22 protein-coding genes are annotated in these 24,203 nt (G+C 65.0%); 14 read left to right on the top strand and 8 right to left on the bottom strand.

Annotated features, from left to right (window positions below; translation table 11 throughout):
• Positions 1-89 precede the first annotated feature (89 nt).
• From ACSBOB_RS01785 to ACSBOB_RS01800, 4 genes are read left to right on the top strand one after another with little or no spacing between them, the layout of a single operon-like run.
• Positions 90-485, top strand: coding sequence for a hypothetical protein (locus tag ACSBOB_RS01785; RefSeq protein WP_442580759.1), 396 nt, complete (start codon positions 90-92; stop codon positions 483-485).
• Positions 478-1,101, top strand: a complete 624-nt coding sequence (locus ACSBOB_RS01790) for a 4-carboxy-4-hydroxy-2-oxoadipate aldolase/oxaloacetate decarboxylase (protein WP_442580760.1) — start codon at positions 478-480, stop codon at positions 1,099-1,101. Before ACSBOB_RS01785 ends, ACSBOB_RS01790 begins: the two co-directional genes overlap by 8 nt.
• 17 nt (positions 1,102-1,118) lie before the next feature.
• Positions 1,119-2,756: a GMC family oxidoreductase gene (locus tag ACSBOB_RS01795; protein WP_442580761.1), complete on the top strand. Its 1,638-nt coding sequence runs from the start codon at positions 1,119-1,121 to the stop codon at positions 2,754-2,756.
• Positions 2,757-2,784: 28 nt separating this feature from the next.
• Entirely contained in the window at positions 2,785-3,972 is a 1,188-nt protein-coding gene (locus ACSBOB_RS01800) for a serine hydrolase domain-containing protein (protein WP_442580762.1), read from the top strand.
• A gap of 60 nt (positions 3,973-4,032) precedes the next feature.
• Here ACSBOB_RS01800 and ACSBOB_RS01805 read toward each other — a convergent pair whose 3' ends face one another.
• Entirely contained in the window at positions 4,033-4,236 is a 204-nt protein-coding gene (locus tag ACSBOB_RS01805; RefSeq protein WP_442580763.1) for a hypothetical protein, read from the bottom strand.
• Between the two features lie 165 nt (positions 4,237-4,401).
• Positions 4,402-5,796, bottom strand: a complete 1,395-nt coding sequence (locus tag ACSBOB_RS01810) for an amidase (protein WP_442580764.1) — start codon at positions 5,794-5,796, stop codon at positions 4,402-4,404.
• A 266-nt stretch (positions 5,797-6,062) separates the two neighbouring features.
• Between ACSBOB_RS01810 and ACSBOB_RS01815 the strand changes: the two genes are divergently transcribed.
• From ACSBOB_RS01815 to ACSBOB_RS01850, 8 genes are all read left to right on the top strand, one after another.
• Positions 6,063-7,556, top strand: coding sequence for an ABC transporter substrate-binding protein (locus ACSBOB_RS01815; RefSeq protein WP_442580765.1), 1,494 nt, complete (start codon positions 6,063-6,065; stop codon positions 7,554-7,556).
• Between the two features lie 96 nt (positions 7,557-7,652).
• Positions 7,653-8,597 (top strand): ABC transporter permease, encoded by a 945-nt coding sequence (locus tag ACSBOB_RS01820; RefSeq protein ID WP_442580766.1) that lies wholly within the window; start codon positions 7,653-7,655, stop codon positions 8,595-8,597.
• Positions 8,594-9,445 (top strand): ABC transporter permease, encoded by an 852-nt coding sequence (locus ACSBOB_RS01825; RefSeq protein WP_442580767.1) that lies wholly within the window; start codon positions 8,594-8,596, stop codon positions 9,443-9,445. The genes ACSBOB_RS01820 and ACSBOB_RS01825 overlap by 4 nt, the downstream gene beginning before the upstream one ends.
• A complete protein-coding gene (locus ACSBOB_RS01830) occupies positions 9,442-11,097 on the top strand; it encodes a dipeptide ABC transporter ATP-binding protein (RefSeq protein ID WP_442580768.1) in 1,656 nt (551 codons plus the stop codon). The genes ACSBOB_RS01825 and ACSBOB_RS01830 overlap by 4 nt, the downstream gene beginning before the upstream one ends.
• 7 nt (positions 11,098-11,104) lie before the next feature.
• Positions 11,105-12,334, top strand: a complete 1,230-nt coding sequence (locus ACSBOB_RS01835) for a serine hydrolase domain-containing protein (RefSeq protein ID WP_442580769.1) — start codon at positions 11,105-11,107, stop codon at positions 12,332-12,334.
• A 34-nt stretch (positions 12,335-12,368) separates the two neighbouring features.
• A complete protein-coding gene (locus ACSBOB_RS01840) occupies positions 12,369-13,862 on the top strand; it encodes an aldehyde dehydrogenase family protein (protein WP_442580770.1) in 1,494 nt (497 codons plus the stop codon).
• Positions 13,863-13,920: 58 nt separating this feature from the next.
• A complete protein-coding gene (locus ACSBOB_RS01845; RefSeq protein ID WP_442580771.1) occupies positions 13,921-14,667 on the top strand; it encodes a glucose 1-dehydrogenase in 747 nt (248 codons plus the stop codon).
• Positions 14,668-14,748: 81 nt separating this feature from the next.
• A complete protein-coding gene (locus ACSBOB_RS01850; protein WP_442580772.1) occupies positions 14,749-15,585 on the top strand; it encodes a FadR/GntR family transcriptional regulator in 837 nt (278 codons plus the stop codon).
• 85 nt (positions 15,586-15,670) lie between these two features.
• On the opposite strand, the gene pheT is transcribed toward ACSBOB_RS01850, so the two are convergent.
• The 6 genes from pheT to ACSBOB_RS01880 all read right to left on the bottom strand — a co-directional run bounded on the left by pheT (position 15,671) and on the right by ACSBOB_RS01880 (position 21,571).
• Positions 15,671-18,079: a phenylalanine--tRNA ligase subunit beta gene (gene pheT, locus ACSBOB_RS01855; protein WP_442580773.1), complete on the bottom strand. Its 2,409-nt coding sequence runs from the start codon at positions 18,077-18,079 to the stop codon at positions 15,671-15,673.
• Entirely contained in the window at positions 18,076-18,516 is a 441-nt protein-coding gene (locus ACSBOB_RS01860; protein WP_442580774.1) for a GFA family protein, read from the bottom strand. Before ACSBOB_RS01860 ends, pheT begins: the two co-directional genes overlap by 4 nt.
• Positions 18,517-18,538: 22 nt before the next feature.
• Complete coding sequence (gene pheS / locus ACSBOB_RS01865; protein ID WP_442580775.1) at positions 18,539-19,636, bottom strand: phenylalanine--tRNA ligase subunit alpha; 1,098 nt, start codon at positions 19,634-19,636, stop codon at positions 18,539-18,541.
• 130 nt (positions 19,637-19,766) lie between these two features.
• On the bottom strand, positions 19,767-20,168 hold the full coding sequence (gene rplT, locus ACSBOB_RS01870) for a 50S ribosomal protein L20 (protein ID WP_442580776.1): 402 nt from the start codon (positions 20,166-20,168) through the stop codon (positions 19,767-19,769).
• A gap of 28 nt (positions 20,169-20,196) precedes the next feature.
• Positions 20,197-20,406 (bottom strand): 50S ribosomal protein L35, encoded by a 210-nt coding sequence (gene rpmI / locus ACSBOB_RS01875; protein ID WP_349004976.1) that lies wholly within the window; start codon positions 20,404-20,406, stop codon positions 20,197-20,199.
• A gap of 175 nt (positions 20,407-20,581) precedes the next feature.
• Entirely contained in the window at positions 20,582-21,571 is a 990-nt protein-coding gene (locus tag ACSBOB_RS01880) for a lysylphosphatidylglycerol synthase domain-containing protein (RefSeq protein ID WP_442580777.1), read from the bottom strand.
• A 65-nt stretch (positions 21,572-21,636) separates the two neighbouring features.
• On the opposite strand from ACSBOB_RS01880, the gene ACSBOB_RS01885 reads away from it, so the two are divergent.
• Both ACSBOB_RS01885 and ACSBOB_RS01890 read left to right on the top strand, forming a co-directional pair.
• Positions 21,637-22,638: a glycosyltransferase family 2 protein gene (locus ACSBOB_RS01885; protein ID WP_442580778.1), complete on the top strand. Its 1,002-nt coding sequence runs from the start codon at positions 21,637-21,639 to the stop codon at positions 22,636-22,638.
• A 1-nt stretch (position 22,639) separates the two neighbouring features.
• Positions 22,640-24,145 (top strand): ArnT family glycosyltransferase, encoded by a 1,506-nt coding sequence (locus tag ACSBOB_RS01890; protein WP_442580779.1) that lies wholly within the window; start codon positions 22,640-22,642, stop codon positions 24,143-24,145.
• Positions 24,146-24,203: the final 58 nt, after the last annotated feature.

Consider the following 24,203-nt stretch of genomic DNA (forward strand, 5'->3'; position numbering starts at 1 on the left):
CGGATTTTTGTCTCTCATAAAACAATATTTGTTGATGATTTTTGAATAGGCAGTTATGGATCGATCATCCATAGCAGCGGGCGGGAGCGATGAACCCACGCGACATGAAACTGATCAACCTTGCCTTCCGCGTGCCCAGCGTGGGAGCAGCCGAGACGCTCGTCGACACCACCTCGGGCTGGCGCAGGACAGCCCTGCACGAAGTCGACGGCGAGGCATTCCTAGAGGCGAGTTTTGCCGGTGTCCGCGTCAATTTCTTCGAGAACGCCCTCTACGACCAGAAGCAGCAGTCCGGCGGTTCCGGTTTCCTGCATGCCAGCTTCCAGGTGCCGGACCTCGGCGAGGTCCTGGCCAGCGAGGACTGGAAAAAGCACCTGTTCTGGGGACCGACGGTGATCAAGGGCGGCTTCGGTCATCGTCGTATCGCATTCTTCGAACCCATTCCCGGATGCCGTATCGAACTGATGGAGGATCTCGATGACTGATTCCGAAACGCTGGATTTCTTCCGGAGCGCCGGAACCGCGACCGTCTACGAGGCCTACGGCCGGAACGGCGACGTCGATCCCGAAATCCGGACGATGACGCCGGGACTGGCGGTCGCCGGGACTGCCTTCACCGCGGTCTGCGAGTGCGGCGACAATCTCGCGCTCCATCGGGCTGTCGCGCAGGCCGGCAAGGGCGACGTGCTCGTCATCTGCGGCCATGGCGCGAGTTTCGGCTACCTCGGCGACATCCTCGCCGAGGCTGCGGTCAATCGCGGCATTGCGGGAATTGTCATCGACGGGTGCTGCCGGGACGTGGCGGAACTGCGGAAAATGCGCTTCCCCGTCTGGGCTCGCGGCCTTGCCATACGGGGCGCGACGAAGATCGAGCCGGGCGTACTGCAAACCCGCGTCCAGCTTGGCGGGATCGAAATCGCGCAAGGGGACCTGATCGTCGCCGACGACGACGGTGTCTGCGCGGTTCCCCACGCCGCCGTAGCGTCCGTGCTGGAAGGCACGCGAAAGCGCCTTGCGCAGGAGACGAAGATGCGGGAACGGCTTCGCCGCGGCGAACTCACGCTCGACCTGCTCGATCTCAGAAAATACCTACCCGCCTGATCTGCCAGGAGCGCTTCATGACCGCGTCATCCTCCCCGCCTCCCTTCGACGGCGGACCTTACGACTTCATTATCGTCGGCTCGGGCTCGGCCGGCAGCGTGCTTGCGGGCCGATTGAGCGAAGACGGCACGAAGAAGGTCCTGCTGCTGGAGGCCGGGCCGAGCGACAACAGCCCGTGGATTCACTTCCCCCTGGGTTACTCCAGGCTGTTCGCCGATCCTCGCTACAACTGGATGTACGACAGCGCGCCCGAGGCCGCGCTGGGCGGTCGCGTACTCTACCAGCCGCGCGGCAAGGTGCTCGGCGGTTCGAGCTCGATCAACGGCATGATGTATGTCCGCGGCAATGCCAGGGACTTCGACGACTGGGCGAATGGCGGCTGCACCGGCTGGTCATACGCGGACGTGCTTCCCTATTTCCGCAAGTCGGAAGACCAGTCCCGGGGCGCCGATCAATGGCATGGCGTGGGTGGCCCGCTCAAGGTTTCCGACCAGTCCTTCGACCATGAACTGCCGAATGCGCTCTGTGCGGCGGCGGCAGAGGCCGGGCTCCAATCCAACCGCGATTTCAATGGCGCCGCTCAGGACGGCTTCGGCTACTATCAGATGAACCTGTTCAAGGGTCGCCGCTGGAGCGTGGCCCGCGGCTATCTTTCCGCAGCGCGCAGACGCCGCAATCTCAGGATCGTCACCGGCGCCACCGCGCAGCGCATCATCATCGAGCAGGGCCGGGCAACCGGCGTGATCTTCACGCTCGGCGGCCTGCTGCGCTCCGCGTCCGCACGCGAGGTCATCGTCTCCGCCGGCACGATCGCCTCGCCGCAGCTGTTGATGCATTCGGGTATCGGCCCCGCCGCCAGCCTCGGCGAGCTGGGCATTTCGCCGGTGCATGATCTGCCGGAAGTGGGCCTGAACCTGCAGGACCATACCTGCATCCAGCTGATGTTCCGCTGCACACGCGCCATCACCATCAACGACATCGCCAACAGCTGGATCCGAAAAACCGCTGCCGGGCTGCGTTACGCCCTGTTCCGCACAGGATATCTGGCCGAGACCGGCATATATGTCGGCGGTTTCGCGCGCAGCGACCCCTCGCAGGACAGGCCCGACGTCCAGATGGCCATGGCCGCCTGGAGCGCCAGCGAGCGAACCGCCAAGGGCGCCAAGGCCCATCCTTTCTCCGGCTTCAGCTTCAGCCCCGAGCATGTCAACCCGGATGCGCGCGGCTCGATCACGCTCACGTCCTCCGACCCGCGCGTGCTGCCCAGGATCCAGTTCAACTTCTTCCAGTCGGACTATGATATCCGCGCCATGACCTTCGGCATCAGACTGGTTCGCCGCATCACCGAACAGCCCTCCATGCAGCCCTATATCGCTTCCGAGATCCAGCCGGGCAAAGCGGTGCAATCCGACGAGGAGATGCTGCAGTTCATACGCGACAAGGCCGGCTCGGACATCCATGCGGTCGGCACCTGCCGCATGGGCGCGGACGCCACCGCGGTGGTCGATCCGCGCCTGCGCGTCAACGGCATCCGGGGCCTGCGCGTGGTCGATGCCTCGATCATGCCGCGCGTGATCCGTGGCAACACCCACGCCGCGACCGTGATGATCGCCGAGAAGGCGTCGGACATGATCCTGGCGGATGCTCGTGGCTGAGAGCGGTAGTGAAGAGCCTGCACCCGATATGCCTGCTGACACGATCGAACCGGATGATGGCGTAGGCGCTTCGCAGTGCCCCGCCGGCATGACATTGGCGAACTGGGATCGCGCTCCGCACAACCGCTGGGCCTATCAGCATCTGGCGGACTTCCTGCCAACGGCGCCGATCGCCGGCAGCCTGGCCGACCCGCTGCCGCCCGCCGCCGACGCTGTCGATCTCGACAGCTTCGAATTCACGGATCGCCTGGGGGACAGTTCGACCGCGCGTTCCCTGCTCGACCGCTCCTGGACCGACGGATTCCTCATCCTCCGCGATGGCCGGATCGTCTGCGAGCACTATGAGAACACGATGCGGCCGCAGAGCCTCCACCTCACGCAGTCGATCTCGAAATCGGTAGTGGGGGCCGTGGCCGGCATCCTGGCTGACGCCGGTGAGTTTTCTCTGGAGCGAACAGTCGCTTTCTACATGCCTGAGTTCGCGTCATGCGCCTATCGCGACGTGACCATGCGGCAACTGCTGGATATGACCAGCGGTGTCGATTTCCCCGAGGACGTTGCCGACCCCGTCTCCGGCGTCGGTCGCATGGACATTGCCGTCGGCTGGAAACAGGTACCGGCGGACAATCCAAATCCACGCAGCCTGCGCGGGCTGATCAGATCCCTGGCCTCCATCGCGCGGCCGCATGGCCGATCCTTCGAATATCGTTCGATGGAGACCGAGGTTCTGGGCTTCTGCATCGAGGCTGCGACAGGACAGAGCCTGTCGCAGCTGGTATCCGATCTGATCTGGCGGCCGATGGGCAGCGAACACGACGCGAATTTCGCGCTCGATCCCGAGGGCGCGACGATCGCCGACGGCGGATTGTCGGCCAGCCTACGCGACCTTGCCCGCTTCGGACTGATCTACGCGCAGGACGGATCCTGCAATGGCAGGCAGATCGTCCCGGATGCCTGGGTGCGCGAGACCGGACGCGGCGACGCCTCCGTCTTCCCGGACCGCTATCGCGGCGGCCGCGACGCCTATCGGAACCAGTTCTGGGTCGAAGACGCATCGAAACCCACCATCATGGCGTTGGGCGTCTATGGTCAGATGATCTATGTCGACCCACTACGGCAATTCGTCGGCGTCAAGCTGTCGACGTGGCCGGAGGCACTGAATCCCGCGCTTCGCCTGGATGTCCAAGCGCTGATGCATGCGCTCGCGCTGCCTTGACTCCTCGTCAGGCACCCTTGGATGGCATAAGAAGGCTCGGCAAGCTTGTCGCGCAGGCGCTCATGCCACCGAAACGGTATCTGTGCACCAAAGCCATTCCTCATGATCATCCTCGATCGTCGGGTTGATCCAGATCGTCGTCGCGCGCTTGCGGCCATAGTCCCAGATCTTGTGCAGGCGCGTCGATTTCAGGCTGACCAGGTCGCTCCTGCCCGGCACGCTCAGCGCGCCGTCGATCTCGATGGTCAGTTCGCCTTCCAGCACGAGGCCGTATTCGAAGCGCCGGTGGGTGATGCCAACCTTCGAATTTCCGCCGTTGGGCGGGTGGTCATTGTAGGTGATGGTGACCTCGCAGGTTTCACAGCCTTCAGGTCTGCCCAGCGATAGCCACGTCCCTGTCGGATCGAACCTGATCTTATGACGCCAAATTCATGCGATCGGCCGGCGCAGATGCCAATCCGTTGCCTGCTGGAACGCATGGCCGGCCGCGCAGAGCAGGTCTTCGCCAAGGTGCCTTCCGACCAGTTGCAGCGAAATCGGCACGTTCGCGCCGGAGAATCCGGCCGGGAGGACGATCGTGGGATTGCCCGCCAGGTCGAACGGCGCGGTGTAGCGGATCATCTGCAGCAAGACGTCGTCGTCCGCGCCGAATGCCTCCAGTTCAGGCAGAGTGGGCGTGGGGGTCGTCATGGTCGGTATGAGCATCAGGTCGACGTCCTCGAACGCGGCCGCGAGCCGGCCGGAGAACTCCAGCCTGTCGACCCAGGCCTTCCCGACGACGTCTCCGCCCACCGTCCGGCCGTGCTCGATCAGGCCAGCCATGCCGGCGTGATAGTCGGCTGCCCGCGACGGATAGGTCTTGGCATGCACCTTTGCCGTCTCGGCGCCGCAGATATGGAACCAGCCACGCAGCGCCTCATAGGGCGACGGGAACGAAACCGGACGGATACGCGCGCCCAATGAGGCAAGCACGCCGCGCGCCGCCTCGACCGCCGCCACGACCTCCGGATGGGTCCCGGTCGACACGAAGCTCTCGTCGAAGCCGATGCGCAGGCCGCGGACGCCGCGCTTCGTCGCCTCCAGATAGTCCGGCACCGGCGCTCGCAGGGAGGTGGGATCCTTGTCGTCGGCCCCGGCAATCGTCCTGAGTATGGTCGCGGCGTCGAACGCATTGCGCGCAAAGGGCCCGACATGGTCCAGCGAATGCGACAGGGTGAAGACGCCATGGCGGCTGACGCGCCCCCAGGTCGGCTTGATGCCGGTCACGTTGTTGCAGGCCGAAGGGAAGCGGATCGACCCACCCGTATCGGTGGAGAGCGCACCGAAAGTCAGGCCCGCGGCCGTCGCGACGCCGGACCCGCTGGAGGACGTGCCCGCCCAGTAGTCGGCGTTCCAGGGGTTGATGGGCACGGGGTAGAGGGGATGGTTGTTGGTATAGGCGCCTTCGGTCAGGGTCAGCTTGCCTAGGATGATGGCGCCGGCCGCGTAGAGTCTTTCGATGACGGTTGCGTCATGGTCGGGGATATAGTCGCGGTGAATGCTCATTCCCGCCGTGGTCGGCGCATCCTTGGTGTTGAACAGGTCCTTGGCGGCCAGGGGAACGCCGTGGAGGGGACCACGCCACAGTCCGCGGCTGAGTTCGTCCTCCGCGATCCTGGCGCGCGCCAGCGCCTGCTCGGCCATCACGGTAATGTAGGAATGCAGCCCGCCGTCCAGGCTTTCGATGCGGTCCAGCATGGTGCGCACCACCTCGACCGGGGAGATCGACCCACGACGAATTTCTTCTGACAACTTCTGGATCGACCAGTACTGCAGCTCCGTCATCGCTATCCTCTCCTCGCGCCCGTTCCGCCCGGATGGCGCGTTGCTCCCGCGCAGGCAATCCGAGACCAGCGGAGCTTTCTGCACCTGCACGCCAAAAGCAATAAAAAAATTTGACAACTTTGTGTCTATGCCCCTAGGCTCCCCCTACAGGCATGGAGGAAGCGTCCGCACCAGAACGGACGGACGATTGTGCGTGAGCCTTTCGGATACGCGACCAGATTCCGCATCACTCCGGACTGCATCAATCTTCAGAGAGGACTGGAACAATGCTCAAACTGCGGACTGGGTGGGGACCGGCACTGGCGGCCCTGGCGATCTTCTCCAGCGTCTCCCTCGCGTCGGCGAAGGACACGCTCACCCTTGGCCTTCCGATCGAGCCGACCGGCCTGGATCCAACAATCTCGGCGCCTGTCGCCATCCGTGAGGTGACCTGGGGCAACGTCTATGAGGGGCTGGTCACGGTCGACAAGGACGGCAAGATCAAGCCGCTGCTTGCAACCGAGTGGACGGTCTCCGACGACGGTCTGACCTATACGTTCAAGCTGCGTCCCGACGTCAAGTTCCACAACGGCACGGCCTTCGATTCCTCCATCGTGAAATTCTCGCTGGACCGGGCGCGCGCAGCCGATTCCACCAATGCGCAAAAGCAGTTCTTCGAGCCGATCGACAGCATCGAGACGCCCGACCCGCTGACGGCGGTGATCAAGCTGAAGCAGCCCACCGGCCTGTTCGTCTATCATCTCGGCTGGGGCGACGCGGTGATGATCGATCCCAAGACCGTCGAGACCAACAAGACCGAGCCCGTCGGCACCGGCCCGTTCAAGTTCAAGTCGTGGCAGCGCGGCAACCGCGTCGAGCTCGCCCGCAACGACGACTATTGGGATGCCGGCGTGCCGAAACTCGCCTCGGTGACCTTCCGCTTCATCGGCGACGCGCAGGCACAGGCGGCCGCGCTGCGCGCCGGCGACATCGATGGCTTCCCGAACTTCACGGCCCCCGAACTGTTCGGCGAATTCGAAAAGGACGCGCGTTTCAAGACCGTGGTCGGCGCCACGCCGCGCAAGCTCGTCGCCGGTCTCAACAATTCCAAGCCGCCGCTCGACAACGTCAAGGTCCGGCAGGCCATGATGAGCGCGATCGATCGCCAGATGGTGATCGACGGCGCCTATTCCGGCTATGGCGTGCCGATCGGCAGCCACTACGCACCGACCGATCCTGGCTATATCGATCTGACCGGGGTGCTGCCCTACGATCCCGCCAAGGCCAAGACCCTGCTCGCGGAGGCCGGCTATCCCGACGGCTTCACGGTCACCATGAAATGCCCGCAGATGACCTACACGACGCGTGCCTGCGAGATCATGCAGGCCATGCTGTCGGAAGTCGGCATCACCCTGAACATCGAGCCGAACGAGTTCCCGGCCAAGTGGATCGACGAGGTCTTCATCAAATACGACTACGACGTGACGATCATCGATCACGCGGAGCCGATGGATATCGATATCTACTCCCGTCCGACCTACTATTTCCGCTACAACAACCCGACCTTCAACGAACTGATCGCAAAGGCCGCGGTCGATGCGGATGAAGACCAGCGGAGCGCGATCTACGGCGAGGCGCAGAAGATCCTGGCAAACGACGTGCCCGCACTCTACCTCTTCGATCTTCCCCGCCTGAACATTTGGGATGCGAAGCTCGAAGGGCTGTGGCCGAACGAGCCGATCTCACAGGTCTATGTACGCGACGCGTACTGGGCCGATTGATCCGAACCGGAAAGCCGCGCGGCATCTGGCGCGCGGCTTCCCTCGTTCGATGATGCTCGCTCCGAAATCGATGCACCCGTCAGCAAGGCCTTGATCATGCCTGCCATCCTGCTGCGCCGGCTGGGCTCCTTTGCGCTGACGCTGGTGATCGCCTCGCTTCTTGTGTTCGCGACCCTGGACCTCTTGCCGGGCGATGCCGCGGCGATCCTTCTCGGCACGGCGGCGCGGCCGGACACGATCGCGGCACTGGAGCAGCAGCTCGGTCTCGACCAGCCTGCCTACATCCGGTACCTCACCTGGATCGCGGGCGCCTTCACAGGGGACCTCGGCCAGTCGGCGTCCTACGGCGTTTCGGTCGGCGGGCTGATCGCCGAGCGGCTGGCCGTGACCCTGCCGCTGGCTCTCATGGCTCTGGTGATTGCCGTGGCGATCGGCGTGCCGCTCGGTGTCGCCGCGGCGGCCCGCTGGCGTGGCGCGCCCGACCGCGCCGCCTCGGCCTTCGCGCAGGTCGGCATCGCGATACCGGATTTCTGGTTCGGCATCCTCCTCATTCTCGTCTTCTCGACCACGCTGCAATGGTTCTCGGCCGGCGGCTTTCCCGGCTGGCAGGAGCCGGTCGCCGCGCTCAAGTCCCTGCTGTTGCCTGCCGTGGCGCTGGCGCTGCCGCAGGCGGCGGTGCTGACGCGTGTCACGCGATCGGCCGTTCTCGACGTCGCCGGCGAGGACTTCATCCGCACGGCGCAGGCCAAGGGGCTGAGCGAGCGGCGTGTCCTGTGGCGGCATGCGGTGCGCAACGCGCTGGTGCCGATCGTGACCATCATTGGCCTTCAGTTCTCCTTCCTCATCGCCGGCGCCGTCCTCGTCGAGAACGTCTTCAATCTGCCGGGCATCGGCCGCCTCGCCTATCAGGCGCTGGCGCAGCGCGACCTGGTTGTTATCCGCAGCGTCGCCATGTTCTTCGCGGGCCTGGTGATTGCGGTGAATTTCCTCGTCGACCTGTCCTATCTCTGGCTCGATCCGCGCCTGAGGGCTCGCCGATGAGCCTTGCCGCGGACGACGCGCCGCGCTTTTCGTTCGGGCCGCACACGCGGCTCTATCTGGGCATCGCCATCACCGCCGGGGTGGTCGGGCTGGCCGTCCTGTCGCGATTCTGGACGCCCGAGCCGCCGACCAGGATGCGCATCGCGCTGAAGCTGAAGCCGCCGCTCGAAGCGGGGCTGGCCGGTACTGATGCGCTCGGCCGCGACATCTTCTCGCTGCTGATGGCGGGCGCCTGGAATTCGCTGTCGATCGCATTCCTCGCGGTCGCGTTCGGCCTTATCGCCGGCGTGGCGCTGGGCACCGCGGCGGCGGCCAGGCGGGGTTTCGTCGAGGAGGCGATCATGCGCGTCGCCGACGTGGTCTTCGCCTTTCCCGCAATTATCTCGGCGATCATGATCGCTGCCCTGATCGGACCGGGCGGGTCGACCGCGATCCTCGCCATCGGGATCTTCAACATTCCTGTCTTCATCCGCGTGTCACGCGGGCTGGCGCAGCGGGTGTGGGCGAACGACTTCTGCCTGGCGGCCCAGGCTGCGGGCAAGGGCGTGACGCGCATCACACTGGACCACGTGCTACCGAACATCGCCGGAGGCATCGTGATCCAGGCCACCATCCAGATCGGCCTCGCCATCCTGGTCGAGGCAGGACTGAGCTTTCTCGGACTGAGCCTTGCGCCGCCCGCCCCGTCCTGGGGGCGGATGCTGAGCGACGCCCAGACTTACCTCGGCCAGGCGCCGTGGATGGCCATCGCGCCCGGGCTGGCCGTGGCGATCGCCGTCCTCGGATTCAACCTCCTTGGCGACGGGCTGCGCGACAGCTTCGACCCACGCACGGAAGGCCGCGCATGAGCCTCTCCGTCGCGCTCGACGCCATCACGCTCTCGCGCTGGGGCAAGGACAGAAAGGTCCTGGTAGAGGATATCGCCTTCACCATTCCCGATGGCACGACCATGGGCATCGTCGGCGAATCCGGATCCGGCAAGTCGCTGACATCGCTCGCCATCATGGGGCTGCTGCCCGCCGGCATGAAGGCCCGCGGACGCATCGAGCTCGACGGGACGGACCTTCTCGACCTTTCACCGGTCGCGATGCGCAAGGTCCGGGGCGCCAGGATCGGAATGATCTTCCAGGAGCCGATGACCGCGCTCAATCCGGCGATGCGGATCGGCGACCAGATCGCGGAAGGCCTGCTCGCCCACCGCGCCATCGGCCGCGCCGAAGCCCGCAAGGAGGCGCTGCGCCTGCTCGATCGCGTCAGGATGCCCGACGCGGGGCGACGCATCGACAGCTACCCCCACGAGCTTTCAGGCGGGCAGCGCCAGCGGGTCGGCATCGCCATTGCGCTGGCGCCCGGCCCGTCGCTGCTCATCGCCGACGAACCGACCACGGCGCTCGACGTCACCGTGCAGGCGGAGGTGCTTGCGCTGCTCGGGGAGTTGATCAGCGAGCTGAAGATGTCGCTGCTGATGATCAGCCATGACCTCGGCGTGATTGCCAGCATCTGCGAGCGGACGATGGTCATGAAGTCTGGCCGTCGCGTCGAGGCGGGCGAGACCGGACGCGTCCTGCACCAGCCGGAGGAAGCCTACACGCAACGGCTGATCGCCGCGATGCCACGGCGAAGCGAGACGGACGAGCGCCAGGCGCCCTCGGGGAAACAGGCTGGCGAGCCTCCCGTGCTTCAGGTGGTCAGCCTGGAACGGGATTATCGCTCGCTCTCCGGCCATGTCCTGACCAAGGCGGTCGACGGTGTCAGCTTTGCCATCGAGCGCGGCAACATCTTCGGCATCGTCGGCGAAAGCGGGTGCGGAAAATCGACGCTGTCGCGCATCGTCATGGGCCTCGACCGGCCGACCGGGGGGCGGGTTCTGTTCGAGGGCGAAGACCTGTTCAGCAAGCCGCCGCGCGCGTTGCGGCAGTTGCGCCGCGGCTTCCAGATGGTGTTCCAGGATCCGCAGGGCTCGCTCGATCCCCGGCAGAGCGTGGCGAGCATTATCGCGGAGCCGCTGTACCTCGACCCCATGGCGGCGCGTGGGCGGGAACGGAAGGATCTGATTGCCGAGGCGCTGGTCAGCGTCGGGCTGCTGCCCGAGGACGCGGAGCGCTATCCGCACCAGTTCTCGGGCGGCCAACGCCAGCGCATCGCGATTGCCCGCGCGCTGATCTGCCGGCCGAAGCTGGTGGTGGCGGACGAGCCTGTCTCGGCGCTCGACCTTTCCGTGCAGGCGCAAGTGCTCGATCTGATACGCGACCTGCGCGACCGCCACGGCATCGCCTTCCTGTTCATCAGCCACAGTCTCGCCGTGGTGCAATCGATCGCCGACGAGGTCGGCGTGATGCATCGCGGCAATTTCGTCGAGACCGGCAAGGCGCGCGACATCTTCCGCAATCCACAGCATGTCTACACGCAGCGGCTCATCGAGGCCGAGCCCCGCATCGAGCAGCCGCGCCGCTACGGCGTAACTCGCCCGACTTCCAATCTGACAACCGCCGAAGGATGATGACGACATGACGCTGCAGACGACCGTGGACGGAGAAGCCGTCGACCAGTTCATCCGGCGCCATATGGCAGGAGACTTCCTGTTGTGGTCACCCAATATCCAGGCGGAGGCGTTTCTCAACTGGGACCGCATCTGGGCAACGCGCACCATCGCGAAGGGAACACCCAAGTCGCTTGCCCAGGCCGCAAAGCCGCTCGACATCACCTTCGACAGCGGCGGCAAGACGCTGACGATCGACGATCTGATGCGCTGGGAGTTCGTCAGCGGGCTGCTGATCGTCAAGGACGGCGAGATCAAGCTCGAACGCTATGCGATGGGACTCGATGCGGAACGCTGCTGGCAATCCTCGTCCATGGTCAAGTCACTCGCCGCGATCCTGATCGGCGCGGCGTTGCAGGACGGCGCGATCCGCGGCGTCGACCAGCCGATCACCGACTATCTGCCTGAGTTCAAGGGCACGTCCTACGAGGGGGTGACCATCCTCGACCTCCTGCACATGGCTTCGGGCGTCGAATGGGTGGAGAACACAGACGACCTCAAGACCGACGTCGCCGAGCACTACATCAAGGTGATCGCGGCCCGCCGGCCTGACTACATTCTCGACTACCTCAAGACGCGGCCCCGCGCCAATCCGGCGGGCACCCAGTTCTACTACAACACCGGCGACACGTTTCTGCTCAGCCACATCCTGAGCCGCGCGACAGGCAGGACGGTCTCCGACTACTGCTCGGAGAAGCTGTGGAAACCGATGGGTTTCGAGCAGGACGGCTTCTTCATCCTCGATTCGGACGACGGTCACGAGGTGGTCGGAAGCTGCTGCGGCGCCTCGTTGCGCGACTATGCGCGCTGGGGCCTGTTCATGCTCGCCGACGGCGTGATCGACGGCAAGCGCGTCGTGCCGGAAGGCTGGGTCAAGGCGTCGACCAGCCCCACGGCACCCAATTTCGCCTTCGATTTCGGCGGCGAGCGCGGTGTCGCCGGAGGCGCCGACTCGGCCTACCAGGGCTACGGTTATCTCTGGTGGGTGCGCGAGGGCGGCGACTATCAGGCACTCGGCAGCTACGGGCAATGGATCTATGTCAGCCCGGCCAACAACACGGTCGCCGTCATCCTGGGCGCCGTGCCGCGCCACATCTACATGAGCGCCGAGGAAGCCGCGCTTCACCGCAACTCCTCGCATTGCGGCTCCGAGATGAGGCTCGACTTCATCAAGGCCGCGATGCAGGCGCTGGCGTGATTGCCCGCTCACGACCCCAAGGCTGGATGTTCCGATGACCGCACACACATTGCCCGCCGGCCTGCGCCGGCCACTCGACGGCCGGCCGCGCCAGATGTTCATCGGCGGCGCCTGGACCGACGCACTGTCGGGCGAAACCCTCGAGAGCCGGAATCCGGCCACTCGCGCACTTCTCGCCACCGTGCCGGCCGCCGGCAAGGCGGACATCGATCGCGCCGTATCGGCGGCGCGGTCGGCGTTTGAAGGGCCCTGGAGCCGCTTCAAGCCTTATGAGCGGCAGGTCCTCCTGCTCAAAATCGCCGATCTGTTCGAGACGCACTGGGACGAGATCAGCCTGTCCGACACGCTCGACATGGGCATGCCGATCACGCGGACCCGGGCAAATCGCAATCGCGTCATCGGCATGCTGCGTTTCTACGCCGGTATGGCAACGGCCCTGCATGGCGAAACGATCGACAACTCGCTGCCGGGCGAGATCGTGTCTTTCACGCGCAAGGAACCCGTCGGCGTCGTCGGCGCCATCATCCCGTGGAACGCGCCGACGGCTGCGTCGGTCTGGAAGATCGGCCCGGCGCTCGCGACCGGCTGCACGGTCGTGCTCAAGCCTTCCGAAGAAGCGCCGCTGACGCCGTTGCTGATCGCCGAGCTGATGGCCGAGGCAGGCGTTCCGGACGGCGTGGTCAACGTCGTCACGGGAACCGGACAGGCGGCCGGGGCTCCGCTTGCCGAGCATCCGGGCGTCGACAAGATCGTCTTCACCGGCTCGACGGCAACGGGGCAGAATATCGTGCGGGCTTCAGCCGGCAATCTCAAGCGGGTCTCGCTGGAGCTTGGCGGCAAGTCGCCCGTGATCGTCTGCGCCGACGCCGATCTGGAGCGCGCGGTGCCGACCGCCGCGATGGCGGTCTTCGCCAATTCCGGGCAGATCTGCATCGCGGGCTCCCGCCTGTTCGTGGCACGCGCCATCCATGACGAGTTCGTCGAGCGCCTGGGAAGGTTCGCCGCCGGCCTGAGAATCGGCAACGGCATCGATCCGCAGACGGAGATCGGCCCGCTTATATCCCGCCGCCAGTTGGAGCGAGTCTCGGGATATCTCGAGGTGGCGCCGGCTGAGGGCGCGAGGCTGGTCACGGGCGGCAGCCGGCTGGAAGAGGCGGCCTTCGCCGATGGATATTTCGTGTCGCCCACCGTCTTTGCCGACGTGACCGACGGCATGACCATCGCCCGCGAGGAGATCTTCGGACCGGTCATATCGGCCATGCCGTTCGATACGATCGAGGAAGCCGTGACCCGCGCCAACGACACGCCATACGGGCTGGCGGCCGGCGTGTTCACCCGCGACCTGTCCAATGCCCACCGGCTGGCCAACCGCCTGCATGCCGGCTCGGTCTGGGTCAACACCTACCACGCCATCGACCCGGCCATTCCCTTCGGCGGCTACAAGGCGAGCGGCTATGGCCGCGAGGGCGGCGCCGAGCACCTGCACGAGTATCTGAACACGAAGGGCGTCTTTATCCGCATCGATTGAGCGTGCGGGCATTTCGAAAGCGGCAATGCCGGCTAGCGACCCAAAAAGGAGAAAACAGATGAGACTGGCTGGCAGGACGGCGATCGTGACCGGCGGAGCTTCGGGCTTCGGCGAGGGCATCGTGCGCAAATTCGCGGACGAAGACGCCAGCGTCGTCGTCATGGACCGAGACGGCAGCCGCGCGGAGGCTGTCGCGGCTTCCATCGGAGGCTCAGCCGCCTGGATCAAGGCCGACGTCACCGAGGCTTCCGGTTTCGCAGGAGCCGTCGACCTCGCGCTGTCGCGGTTCGGCGGGCTTCATATCCTGATCAACAACGCAGGCGTCGGGCATACGCCGACACCGCTCGAGGACGTCGACGCGGAGACCTTCGACCGCGTCATGGCGGTCAACACCCGCTCCATCTATCTCGGCGCGCGAGCGGTGGTGCCTCTGTTCAAGAGGCAGAAGGGCGGCGCGATCCTCAATATCGCATCCACGGGCGGCGTCAGTCCGCGGCCCAACCTGACCTGGTATAATGCATCCAAGGGATGGGCGATCACGGCGACGCAGGGCATGGCGGTGGAACTTGCGCCTTTCGGCATCCGCGTCAACGCGATCAACCCCGTGGCCGGCGAGACGCCGCTGCTGAAGACCTTCATGGGTGAGGACACGCCGGAGGTCCGCGCGAAGTTTCTGTCCACGATCCCGCTCGGGCGCTTCTCGACGCCTGAAGACATGGGCAGCGCCGCCGCCTTCCTGTGTTCGGACGAAGCGAGCATGATCACCGGAGTGGCGCTCAACGTCGATGGCGGGCGCTGCATCTGAGGGACCGGAGCCGGAGAGCGCCGCCGCCGGCCTTGACGGCGGCATCTCTCTCCTGATTTGCCTCGCCTGGAAAACCGCAGGATGCAACGCAACATGACGCGCGGCAGGGAACCACGAAATCCGGCGCAAGCTGCCGGCACGGGCGGGCTGTTCGACACGGACCGGCCCGGCGGCCTGCACGAGCGGATCTATCGGAGCCTCATCCACGCGATCGTTTCGGGTCAGTTCGCGAAAGGCAGCAAGCTTCCCTCCGAGCCGGACCTGGCCGCCACTTTCGGCGTGTCGCGCCCCGTTGTGCGGCAGGCTCTCGAAAAGCTGCGCGGCGAGGGCCTGATCGAATCATTGCGCGGGTCGGGCAACTATGTCGCCGGCCTCGACCACCTCGTGGCGTCCCGCCTTCAGTCGGCGATGGCGCCCCTGCTCCACGCCCAGCGGATGCTCGACGACCTCGAATTTCGGCTGATCCTGGAGCCGGAGGCGGCTTTCCTCGCCGCGCGGCGGCGCAGTACCTCGGACCTCAAGCGCATGCAGTCCGCGATGGAGCAGTTCGTGCAGGCCCACGAGGACGGCCGGATCACGCACCATTTCGACTATCTGTTCCATGAGGCGATCGCGCTCGCCACCACCAATTCGCGCTTCATCGATGCCGCCCGCGCGCTGGAATATTCGCAGGAAGGTGAACGGCTGCTGATGCGCCATCTGGTCCACTTCCAGCCGAGCGCACGCGCCACGGAGGTGATCCGCGAGCATCAGATGGTCATGGACCTGATCCAGCAGCGAGACGGCGAGGCCGCAAGAAAAGCCATGTGGAGCCATATCAGCGCGAGCCGGCTGCGCCTTACGGAGCATCTGGAACGCCTTGAACGTGAGCAGACAAGCGGTGACGTGAAGCTGGCCGGAACGGCATCCGGAATGTGACGGCTGCGCCACGCCTGTCCGCAGCTACCGTTGGCCTCCAGTTTGCGCCAAAGCCGAACGCTTCACTCCCCGCCAGGGCGGCCGGTCACCCCCGCAGCACGCCGCCCGTCTGTTTCCTGACATTCTCGACGATACGCCCAGCCAGCGCCTCGAAATCCTCGTCGGTCAACGTGCGCTCGGCCGGCTGGATGGCGACTTCGATCGCGACGGATTTCTTGCCCTCGCCGAGCGACGCGCCCTCGAAAATGTCGAAGACCGAGACGCCGGCGATCAGCTTCTTGTCGGCGGCGGTCGCCGCGCGGACGATCGTGCCGGCCTCGACGCCGCGATCGACGACGAAGGCGAAGTCGCGCTTCACCACCTGGAAAGCGGAAAGCTCCAGCTTCGGCTTGGTGCGGGTGGGCTTGGCCTTCGGCTCGGGGATGGCGTCGACGAACACCTCGAAGCCGCAGAGCGGGCCGGAGACGTCCAGCGTTTCCAGCGTCCTCGGGTGGAACTCGCCGAACGTGCCGAGCACGGTCTTCGGTCCGAGCTTGATCGTGCCGGAGCGACCGGGATGATACCAGGCCGGACCGCCGGCTTCGACCTGCAGCTTGTCCACCGGCGCGCCGCAGGCTTCCAGCGCCGCTATGGCGTCGGCTTTGGCGTCGAAGACGCCGACCGTCTGCGCATTGCCGGACCAGTTGCGGCCGGCGCCGTCGAGTTTTGCCGTGCCGCGCCGCACGCCGGCCGCGACGCGCCGCTGGTCCGACGGCGCGTCGCCCTCATAGGTGCCTGACACTTCGAACAAAGCAACGTCGCCAAAACCGCGATCGGCATTGCGCTGGGCGGCGGCGATCAGGCCGGGCAGCAGCGAGGGCCGCATGTCCGACATGTCGGCGGCTATCGGGTTCACCAGCTTCAGCCCGGCTTTACCCCCGCCGAACGCCTCCGCGTGCTTTTGCGGGATGAACGACCAGGTGATGGCCTCCATCATGCCGCGCACGGCGAGCGCGCGTTTTGCGGCGCGGCTGCGGATCTGCAGCGTCGTCAGGATTTTTCCATTCACTGCCTCGTGGTTCGCCATCGGCTGCGGCGCGATTTCGTCGACGCCATGCATGCGCATGACCTCCTCGACCAGATCGGCCTTGCCGTCGACGTCCGGCCGCCAGGACGGGACGGTGACATCGACCACATCGCCGTCTCCTTTCGGCGCGAAGCCAAGGCGAGTCAGGATGTCGAGGCTCTCGGCTTTCGACACGTCGAGGCCGGTCAGGCGTTTCACCTCGGAGACCGGGAACGAGACCACTTTCGGCGTGTGGCCGGCATAACCAACGACTTCGGTGCGGGTCGGCGTACCGCCACAGAAATCCAGCACCATTTTCGTCGCCAGTTCGAGGCCGGGAACCATGAATTCCGGATCGACGCCGCGCTCGAAACGGTAGCGGGCGTCGGTGATGATGCCCAGCGTGCGGCCCGTGCGGGCGATGTTCAGCGGCGCCCAAAGTGCCGATTCGATCAGCACGTCGGTGGTGGCTTCGTCGCAGCCGGAATGCTCGCCGCCCATGATGCCGGCGATCGATTCGACGCCGTTGTCGTCGGCGATGACGCACATCTCGGGCGTCAGCGTGTAGGGCCGCCCGTCGAGAGCCAGCACCATCTCATCCTGCGCCGCGCGGCGGACAACGAGATTGCCTGCGACCTTCCTGGCGTCGAACACATGCAGCGGCCGGCCGCGGTCGAAGGTCAGATAGTTGGTGATGTCGACCAGCGCATTGATCGGGCGCAGGCCGATCGCCAGCAGCCGCTGCTGCAGCCATTTCGGCGACGGGCCGTTCTTGACGCCGCGGACCAGGCGGAGCGCGAAGCCGGGGCAGAGGTCCTGCGCTTCGATGGTCAGCCCCACCGGGCAGTCGCCCTCGCCGGCAACGGGCTCGACCGGGGCGGTCTTCAGCCGCCCTAGGCCGCTGGCTGCGAGGTCGCGGGCAATGCCGTGCACCCCGGTGGCGTCAGGGTGGTTGGGCGTCAGGTTGATCTCGACGACCGGATCGTCGAGCTTCGCCCAATGCGCGTAGGGCCCTCCGACCGGCGCGTCGGCAGGTAGCTCGATGATGCCGTCATGCGCGTCGGAAAGCTCCAGCTCGCGCTCGGAGCACATCATGCCGCGGCTTTCGACCCCGCGGATCTTGCCGACGCCAAGCGTGATGCCGGTGCCGGGAATATAGGCGCCCGGCGCGGCGAAGGCGCCGACCAGGCCGGCGCGCGCATTCGGCGCGCCGCAGACGACCTGGACAGGCGGCTTGCCGTCACCGGTATCGACCATCAGCACGCGCAGCTTGTCGGCGTCGGGGTGTTTTTCCGCCGTGATCACTTTTGCGATGACGAACGGCTTCAGGCCTGCCTTGTCGTCGACCGACTCCACTTCGAGCCCGATCGAGGTCAGCCGCTCGACGATCTGTTCGAGCGGGGCGTCGGTCTCAAGGTGATCCTTGAGCCAAGAGAGGGTAAGTTTCATTCGAGGGTTCCGTCGGGTCTGGGTACGCTTGTCCTGTCGTGGCGCGGCAGGCTGTCCGGCATATGGACGAAGGGCAGTTGCGAGCGCACGTAGGAATGACGGGTCGGGCGATAGAGCGCGGGCTGGTCCATCGCGCCAAGCATGAAATAGATGCGGTCGCCGATACGGGCGTCCACGTAGGCGATGGGCGAACCGCAGACGCCGCAGAAACTGCGCGTCACCGGCCCATTCTCGAAGCGGGCGAGCGAATTGCCTCCCAGCGCCACCTCGTCGGTCATGAAGCCGACATAGGCCGCGACCGGGGCATCCGTGGCCCGCCGGCAATCGGCGCAATGGCAATAGCTGACGTGATGCGGTTCGGCGCTGGTCTCGAACCGCACCGCACCGCAGCGGCATCCGCCGGTATGGTTCGGCTCTTGATGCTCGGCAGTAGCCATACGTCGCTCCCGTTACCTGCCCCTAGCTGCTCAGCCCCCCGAACAGCGTCGGCATATCGAGCGGCCGAAAACCGTAATGCTGAAGCCAGCGCACGTCTGCGTCGAAGAAGGCGCGCAGGTCGGGCATGCCGTATTTCAGCATGGCGATGCGGTCGATGCCCATGCCCCAGGCAAAACCCTGGTATTCGTCGGGGTCGAGCCCGCCATGGCGCAGCACGTTGGGATGCACCATGCCGCAGCCAAGAATTTCCATCCAGTCGCTGCCTTCGCCAAAGCGCACTTCGCCCGGCCGCGAGCGGTCGCACTGGATGTCGACTTCCAGCGACGGCTCGGTGAAGGGGAAGAAGCTCGGGCGGAAGCGCATCTTGACCTGCGGCACCTCGAAGAACGCCTTGCAGAACTCTTCCAGCACCCACTTCATGTTGGCGACATTGGCTGATTTGTCGATCACCAGTCCCTCGACCTGATGGAACATCGGCGAATGGGTGGCGTCGCTATCCTGCCGGTAGGTTTTTCCCGGAATAACGATGCGGATCGGCGGCTTTTGCGCCTCCATCGTTCGGATCTGCACGGGCGAGGTATGGGTGCGCAGCACCTTTCGCTCGCCATTGGCGTCTGGGGGCAGGAAAAACGTGTCGTGCATCTCGCGGGCGGGATGACCGACGGGGAAGTTGAGCGCCGTGAAGTTGTAGTGGTCGGTCTCAATGTCCGGACCTTCGGCGACCGAAAACCCCATGTCGGCGAAGATGGCCGTGATCTCGTCGATGACCTGGCTGATCGGATGGATGCGGCCGCGCTCGGCCGGCGACTGGCGCACGGGCAGTGTCACGTCGACCTTTTCGGCAGCGAGCCGGGCGGCGATCGCCACGTCCCGGAGTTCCGCCTTGCGGGCGGCGAGTGCGTCGGTCACGCGGTTCTTCAGGCCGTTGAGCACCGGCCCCATCGACTGGCGCTCCTCCGGGCTCATGGCGCCGAGCGTCTTCATGCGCTCGGAGATCGAGCCCTTCTTGCCGAGCGCTGCGACGCGCACGGCCTCGATCGCCGGTTCGTCAGAAGCCGAGGCGATGTCGGCCAGCAGGGCGCTTTCCAGCGTTTCAATGTTCGAAGCTGCGACGTTCACGGTCAAACTCACGGTTCAAAGTCGAATTTCACTTTAAAAAGTGAAATCGAGCGCAAAAACAGAAACCCGCGCCAGTTTCCCCAGCGCGGGTTTCCCAAATCAGAATTTCGAAAGCTTGGGAAGGCGCTGGTTAGGCTACAGCGCTCTCAAAAGCGTTCGGCATGGTGTTCTTGAGATATTCCAGCGCGACCTTGGCCTTGCCGACAAGTGCGGCGAAAGCCTGAGGCTCGTGGATAGCCATGTCGGACAGCACCTTGCGGTCGATCTCGATGCCCGCCTTGTTGAGGCCGTCGATGAAACGGGCGTAGGTCAGGCCGTGCTCGCGCACGCCGGCGTTGATGCGCTGCACCCACAGAGCGCGGAAGTTGCGCTTGCGCACCTTGCGGTCGCGGTAGGCGTACTGCATCGACTTTTCGACCGCCTGCTTGGCGATGCGAATGGTGTTCTTGCGGCGGCCGTAGAAACCCTTGGCGGCTTTCAGGACCTTCTTGTGCTTGGCGTGGGAGGTGACGCCTCTCTTTACGCGTGCCATGTCATGATCTCCTTAATTCGTTCCGGGCTCAGAGGCCGCCGCCGTTCGGCAGAAAATTCTTCACGACCTTCTCGCCGTCGGCCTTGAACAGGACCATCGTGCCGCGCGCGTCGCGGATGAACTTGTTGGAACGCTTGATCATGCCATGCCGCTTGCCGGCGGCTGCGGCCAGCACCTTGCCGGTGCCGGTGATCTTGAACCGCTTCTTGGCGGCCGATTTGGTCTTCATCTTGGGCATTTTGCTACTCCTATGCGGGGCTTCGAGCGCCCCTGTTGTTGTTTCCAGAGCCGACCAAAGCCCGGAAAGCAAATGAAACCGCCACGGCATGCCCTGCCGGGCGGTTTTTTCAGAACGCGGCCTTATAGCGGCGAGTCAGCAAAAGTGCAACCGGACTGAGCAGAATCCTTTTCCGCTATTCTCTGCCACGCCCGGCGCCCACCAGACCGGGCAAAACCAGGGAAATGCCGGTTCCCACGAGCGCCGAGACGATTACAAGCAGATGGGCGTTGATGCCCGCCCTTGCGAGCACGGCGAGTGCGTCCGCTTCCTCACCGTCGCCGAACGCTGCCGCGCCGGCGGCGATGCCCGCCGGATAGGTGCCGACCCCTCCCGGCGCATGCAGCGGCAGCACCGATGAAAGTTCGCCGCCCAGCGCGCCGCCGAAACAGGCGGCAAGCGGGCCGACGCCCATCAGCGCCAGGACCCACGCCAGCACCAGCACCTTGACGCCCCAGTTCAGCACCGTGATTGCCCAGGCGCGGATGAAGGCGGCGAGATTGCGTGGAATGCCGTCGTCGACTTGGTCCACCAGTTTCGTGAATTTGGCGGGGAGTTTTTCACGGGCGACGCCAAGCGCCGTCGCGCGGAACGGGAAAACGAGGAGCGGCGCGACAAGGAAAAGCAGCCAGAGACCGCAGGCCCAGAGCCGGTAGCCGGTTCCGGCAACCAGTCCCGCGCCGGCGGCGGCCAGAAGCGCATGCAGGTCGAGCAGCCTGAGGACCAGGAGCGCCGACGTGCCGTGGACGAGCGGCACGCCGAATTCGGAGCGCATCAGCAGCGGAAAGCTGGTCTCCCCCGCACGGAATGGCAGCATGATGTTGAGGATGTTGTGGATCTGTGTCACCCGCAGCAGCCAGAGGAAGCGGCCGGCCGTCTCGCGCGGAAAATAATCGTGAATGCGATGGGCGCGGACGAAATAGGTTGAGACCAATAGAGCAAGGGCGAGCAGGATCGTGCCGATCCCGACCTGCCGCCATGCGGCCAGGATCGAAGGCCATCCCCAGATCCATTGCACGAAGGCGGCGTAGGCAAAAATCGCCACCGTGGCGAGCAGGACAAGCCTGTTCCTCACCAGCCAATTCCGCCGGGTTCCGCTCTCAGCCACGTGGCCGCCATTGCCCATGATTGTCTAAAACCGCCTGCTGCTGTAACAGGGCGGCCCAAAGCCGGACTTTCCCGGGAGACCCTGTGCCGCAATCCCAAACTCTGCCGCTTTTCGTTAAAGAAGCGGAAGCCGAAGTCGAACTTTCAGTTCTTATTCCGTTTCGCAACGAAGAAGAAAGCGTCGCGCCGCTGGTCGAGCGTGTTTGCGATGCCCTCAAGGACTTCGGCAAGCCGTGGGAACTGATCCTCATCGACGACGGCTCGACGGACGACACGCTGGCCAATGCGCGCAAGGAGTTCGCCCGCGAGGGGCTCGATCTCAGGATCATCGAATTCCAGCGCAATTTCGGCCAGGCGGCCGGACTGCAGGCGGGCATAGACGCGGCTCGCGGCCGCCTGCTCGCCACACTCGATGGCGACCTGCAGAATGACCCGTACGACATCCCCAAGATGATCGCCATGCTCGAGGAACGGAAGCTCGATCTTGTCTGCGGCTGGCGCAAGAGCCGGCAGGACGGGCTGATGCTGCGGCTCATACCCTCCTGGGCCGCCAACCGGCTGATCCGCAAGGTGACAGGCGTGAAGGTCCACGATTATGGCTGCGGGCTGAAGGTCTATCGCACCAAGGTGCTGAAGCAGGTGCGGATCATGGGCGGCATGCACCGCTTCATTCCGGCCTGGATTGGCAGCGTCGTGCCGACGTCACGCATCGACGAGATGGTCGTCAGCCATCATGCGCGCCAGTTTGGCCAGTCCAAATATGGAATCTCGCGGACCTTCCGCGTGGTGCTCGATCTGCTGTCGGTCCTGTTCTTCATGAGTTTCCGGCATCGGCCGGGGCATTTCTTCGGCACGATCGGACTTGTCTTCGGCGGCCTCAGCGGGCTGGCCTTCCTCTATCTCTTCGTCGTGAAGTTTTTCCTCGGCGAGGATATCGGCACCCGCCCGATGCTGACCATCGCCGTCATGCTGTTCATCGGCGCGGTGCAGATGATCACCACCGGAATCCTAGCCGAGATGCTGGCCCGGACCCATGGCGAAGCCCGGAACTATGTCGTCCGCAACAGCTACAGCCGGGACAACTGACATGATCGAGCGGCTGGCGCGCAACGGCGGCGCCGTCTATCTGTTGCTGGCCGCATATTTCCTCGTCAACCTGCTCGTCCGCCTCAGCCTGCCGGCCTCGCTGGAACTCGACGAAGGCCAGCAGCTCTTCCTCGCGCAGTGGCTGGCCACCGGCTACGATACCCAGCCCCCTTTCTACAACTGGCTGCAGTATGGTGTGGTGCAGATCTTCGGCAGCACCGTGCTGGCGGTGTCGTTTCTCAAGAACCTGATTCTGTTCTGCTGCTACCTGCTGTTCGGGCTGACGGCCAGTCTCCTGATCCGCGATCGGGTTCTGGCCGTCATCGCAACGCTTGGCCTGATCACCATTCCGCAGATCGGCTTCGAGGCGCAACGCGACCTGACGCATACGGTGGCGGTGCTTTTCGCTGGGTGCCTCTTCGTTTATTTCTTCCTCCGGACGTTGCGCCATCCGAGCGCGTTGAACTACGCGCTGTGCGGCATCGCCATCGGGATCGGCGTGATGTCTAAGTACAATTTCGTTCTGCTTCCGGCCGCAGCCATCATCGCTGTCCTGCCTGAACGCGATCTGCGGGCAAGACTGTTCGACCCGCGCATCCTTCTGACGATCATCGTCAGCGCAGTTCTGGTCACGCCGCATGCCATCTGGTTCATGGATCATGTCGGCAAGGCCACGAGCGGAAGCATCGGCAAGCTGACCGAGGACGCCCATGGCAGTCGGATCGCGTTGATCGGCGAGGGCATGCTGTCGCTGGCCGGGGCTCTTGCCGTCTTCGTGCTGCCGACGCTGCTTTTCTTCGCGCTGGCGTTCGGCCGGACCTTGCTACGCTCGTGGAAAGCGGAAACCCGTTGGACGCGCCTGATCGGCCGGATGTTCCTGATCATTGTTGTCGTGCTGGTCCTGCTCGTGGTGGTCGGCGGCGCCAGCAACATCAAGGACCGGTGGCTCGTTCCGTTCTTCTTCCTGCTGCCGATCTACCTCTGCGCAAAGATCGAAGCGTCCGGCGAAACATTCGAAGGCGCGGCGCGCCGGTTCGGCGTCATCGTGATTGGCATCATGGTGATCGTGCCGCTCGTGCTGTTCGCGCGGACGCCGCTGGTCGGCGCCATGGGCCGCTACGGCAAGCAGAACGTGCCTTACGGTCCGGCAATCGCGGCCATATTGTCCTCCGGCAAGGACCGTCCGTCGATGATCCTGGCAAGCGACCAGCAGATGGCCGGCAATCTGCGCCAGTATGCCGTCGGCATTCCAGTCATGGTGCCGGGCTACGAGGGTTTCGAGGATTCCTACGTGTTCGATGCCACGCATCCCGCGCTGTTCGTCTGGCGCCGCAAGGGCGAGCCAGTGCCGGCGATGCGCCCCGACATGGCGGCATGGCTGGCGCGCAAACCGGAACTGTCCGGGGCGGTGCCGGAAGTCCGCTATGTCGCGGAGCCCTATTATTACGGCCGGGATGGCGACGCCTATCAGTTCAGCTATGCCTGGGTCTATCCGGTCGCCAAATGAGTTTTTTGCAAGGTCGGCGAAGTCGTTCGGCCAGACGACTCACGCTGGCCCCGGCGGC

Source organism: Mesorhizobium sp. KACC 23794, assembly GCF_052180275.1.
Classification (GTDB): Bacteria; Pseudomonadota; Alphaproteobacteria; order Rhizobiales; family Rhizobiaceae; genus Kumtagia.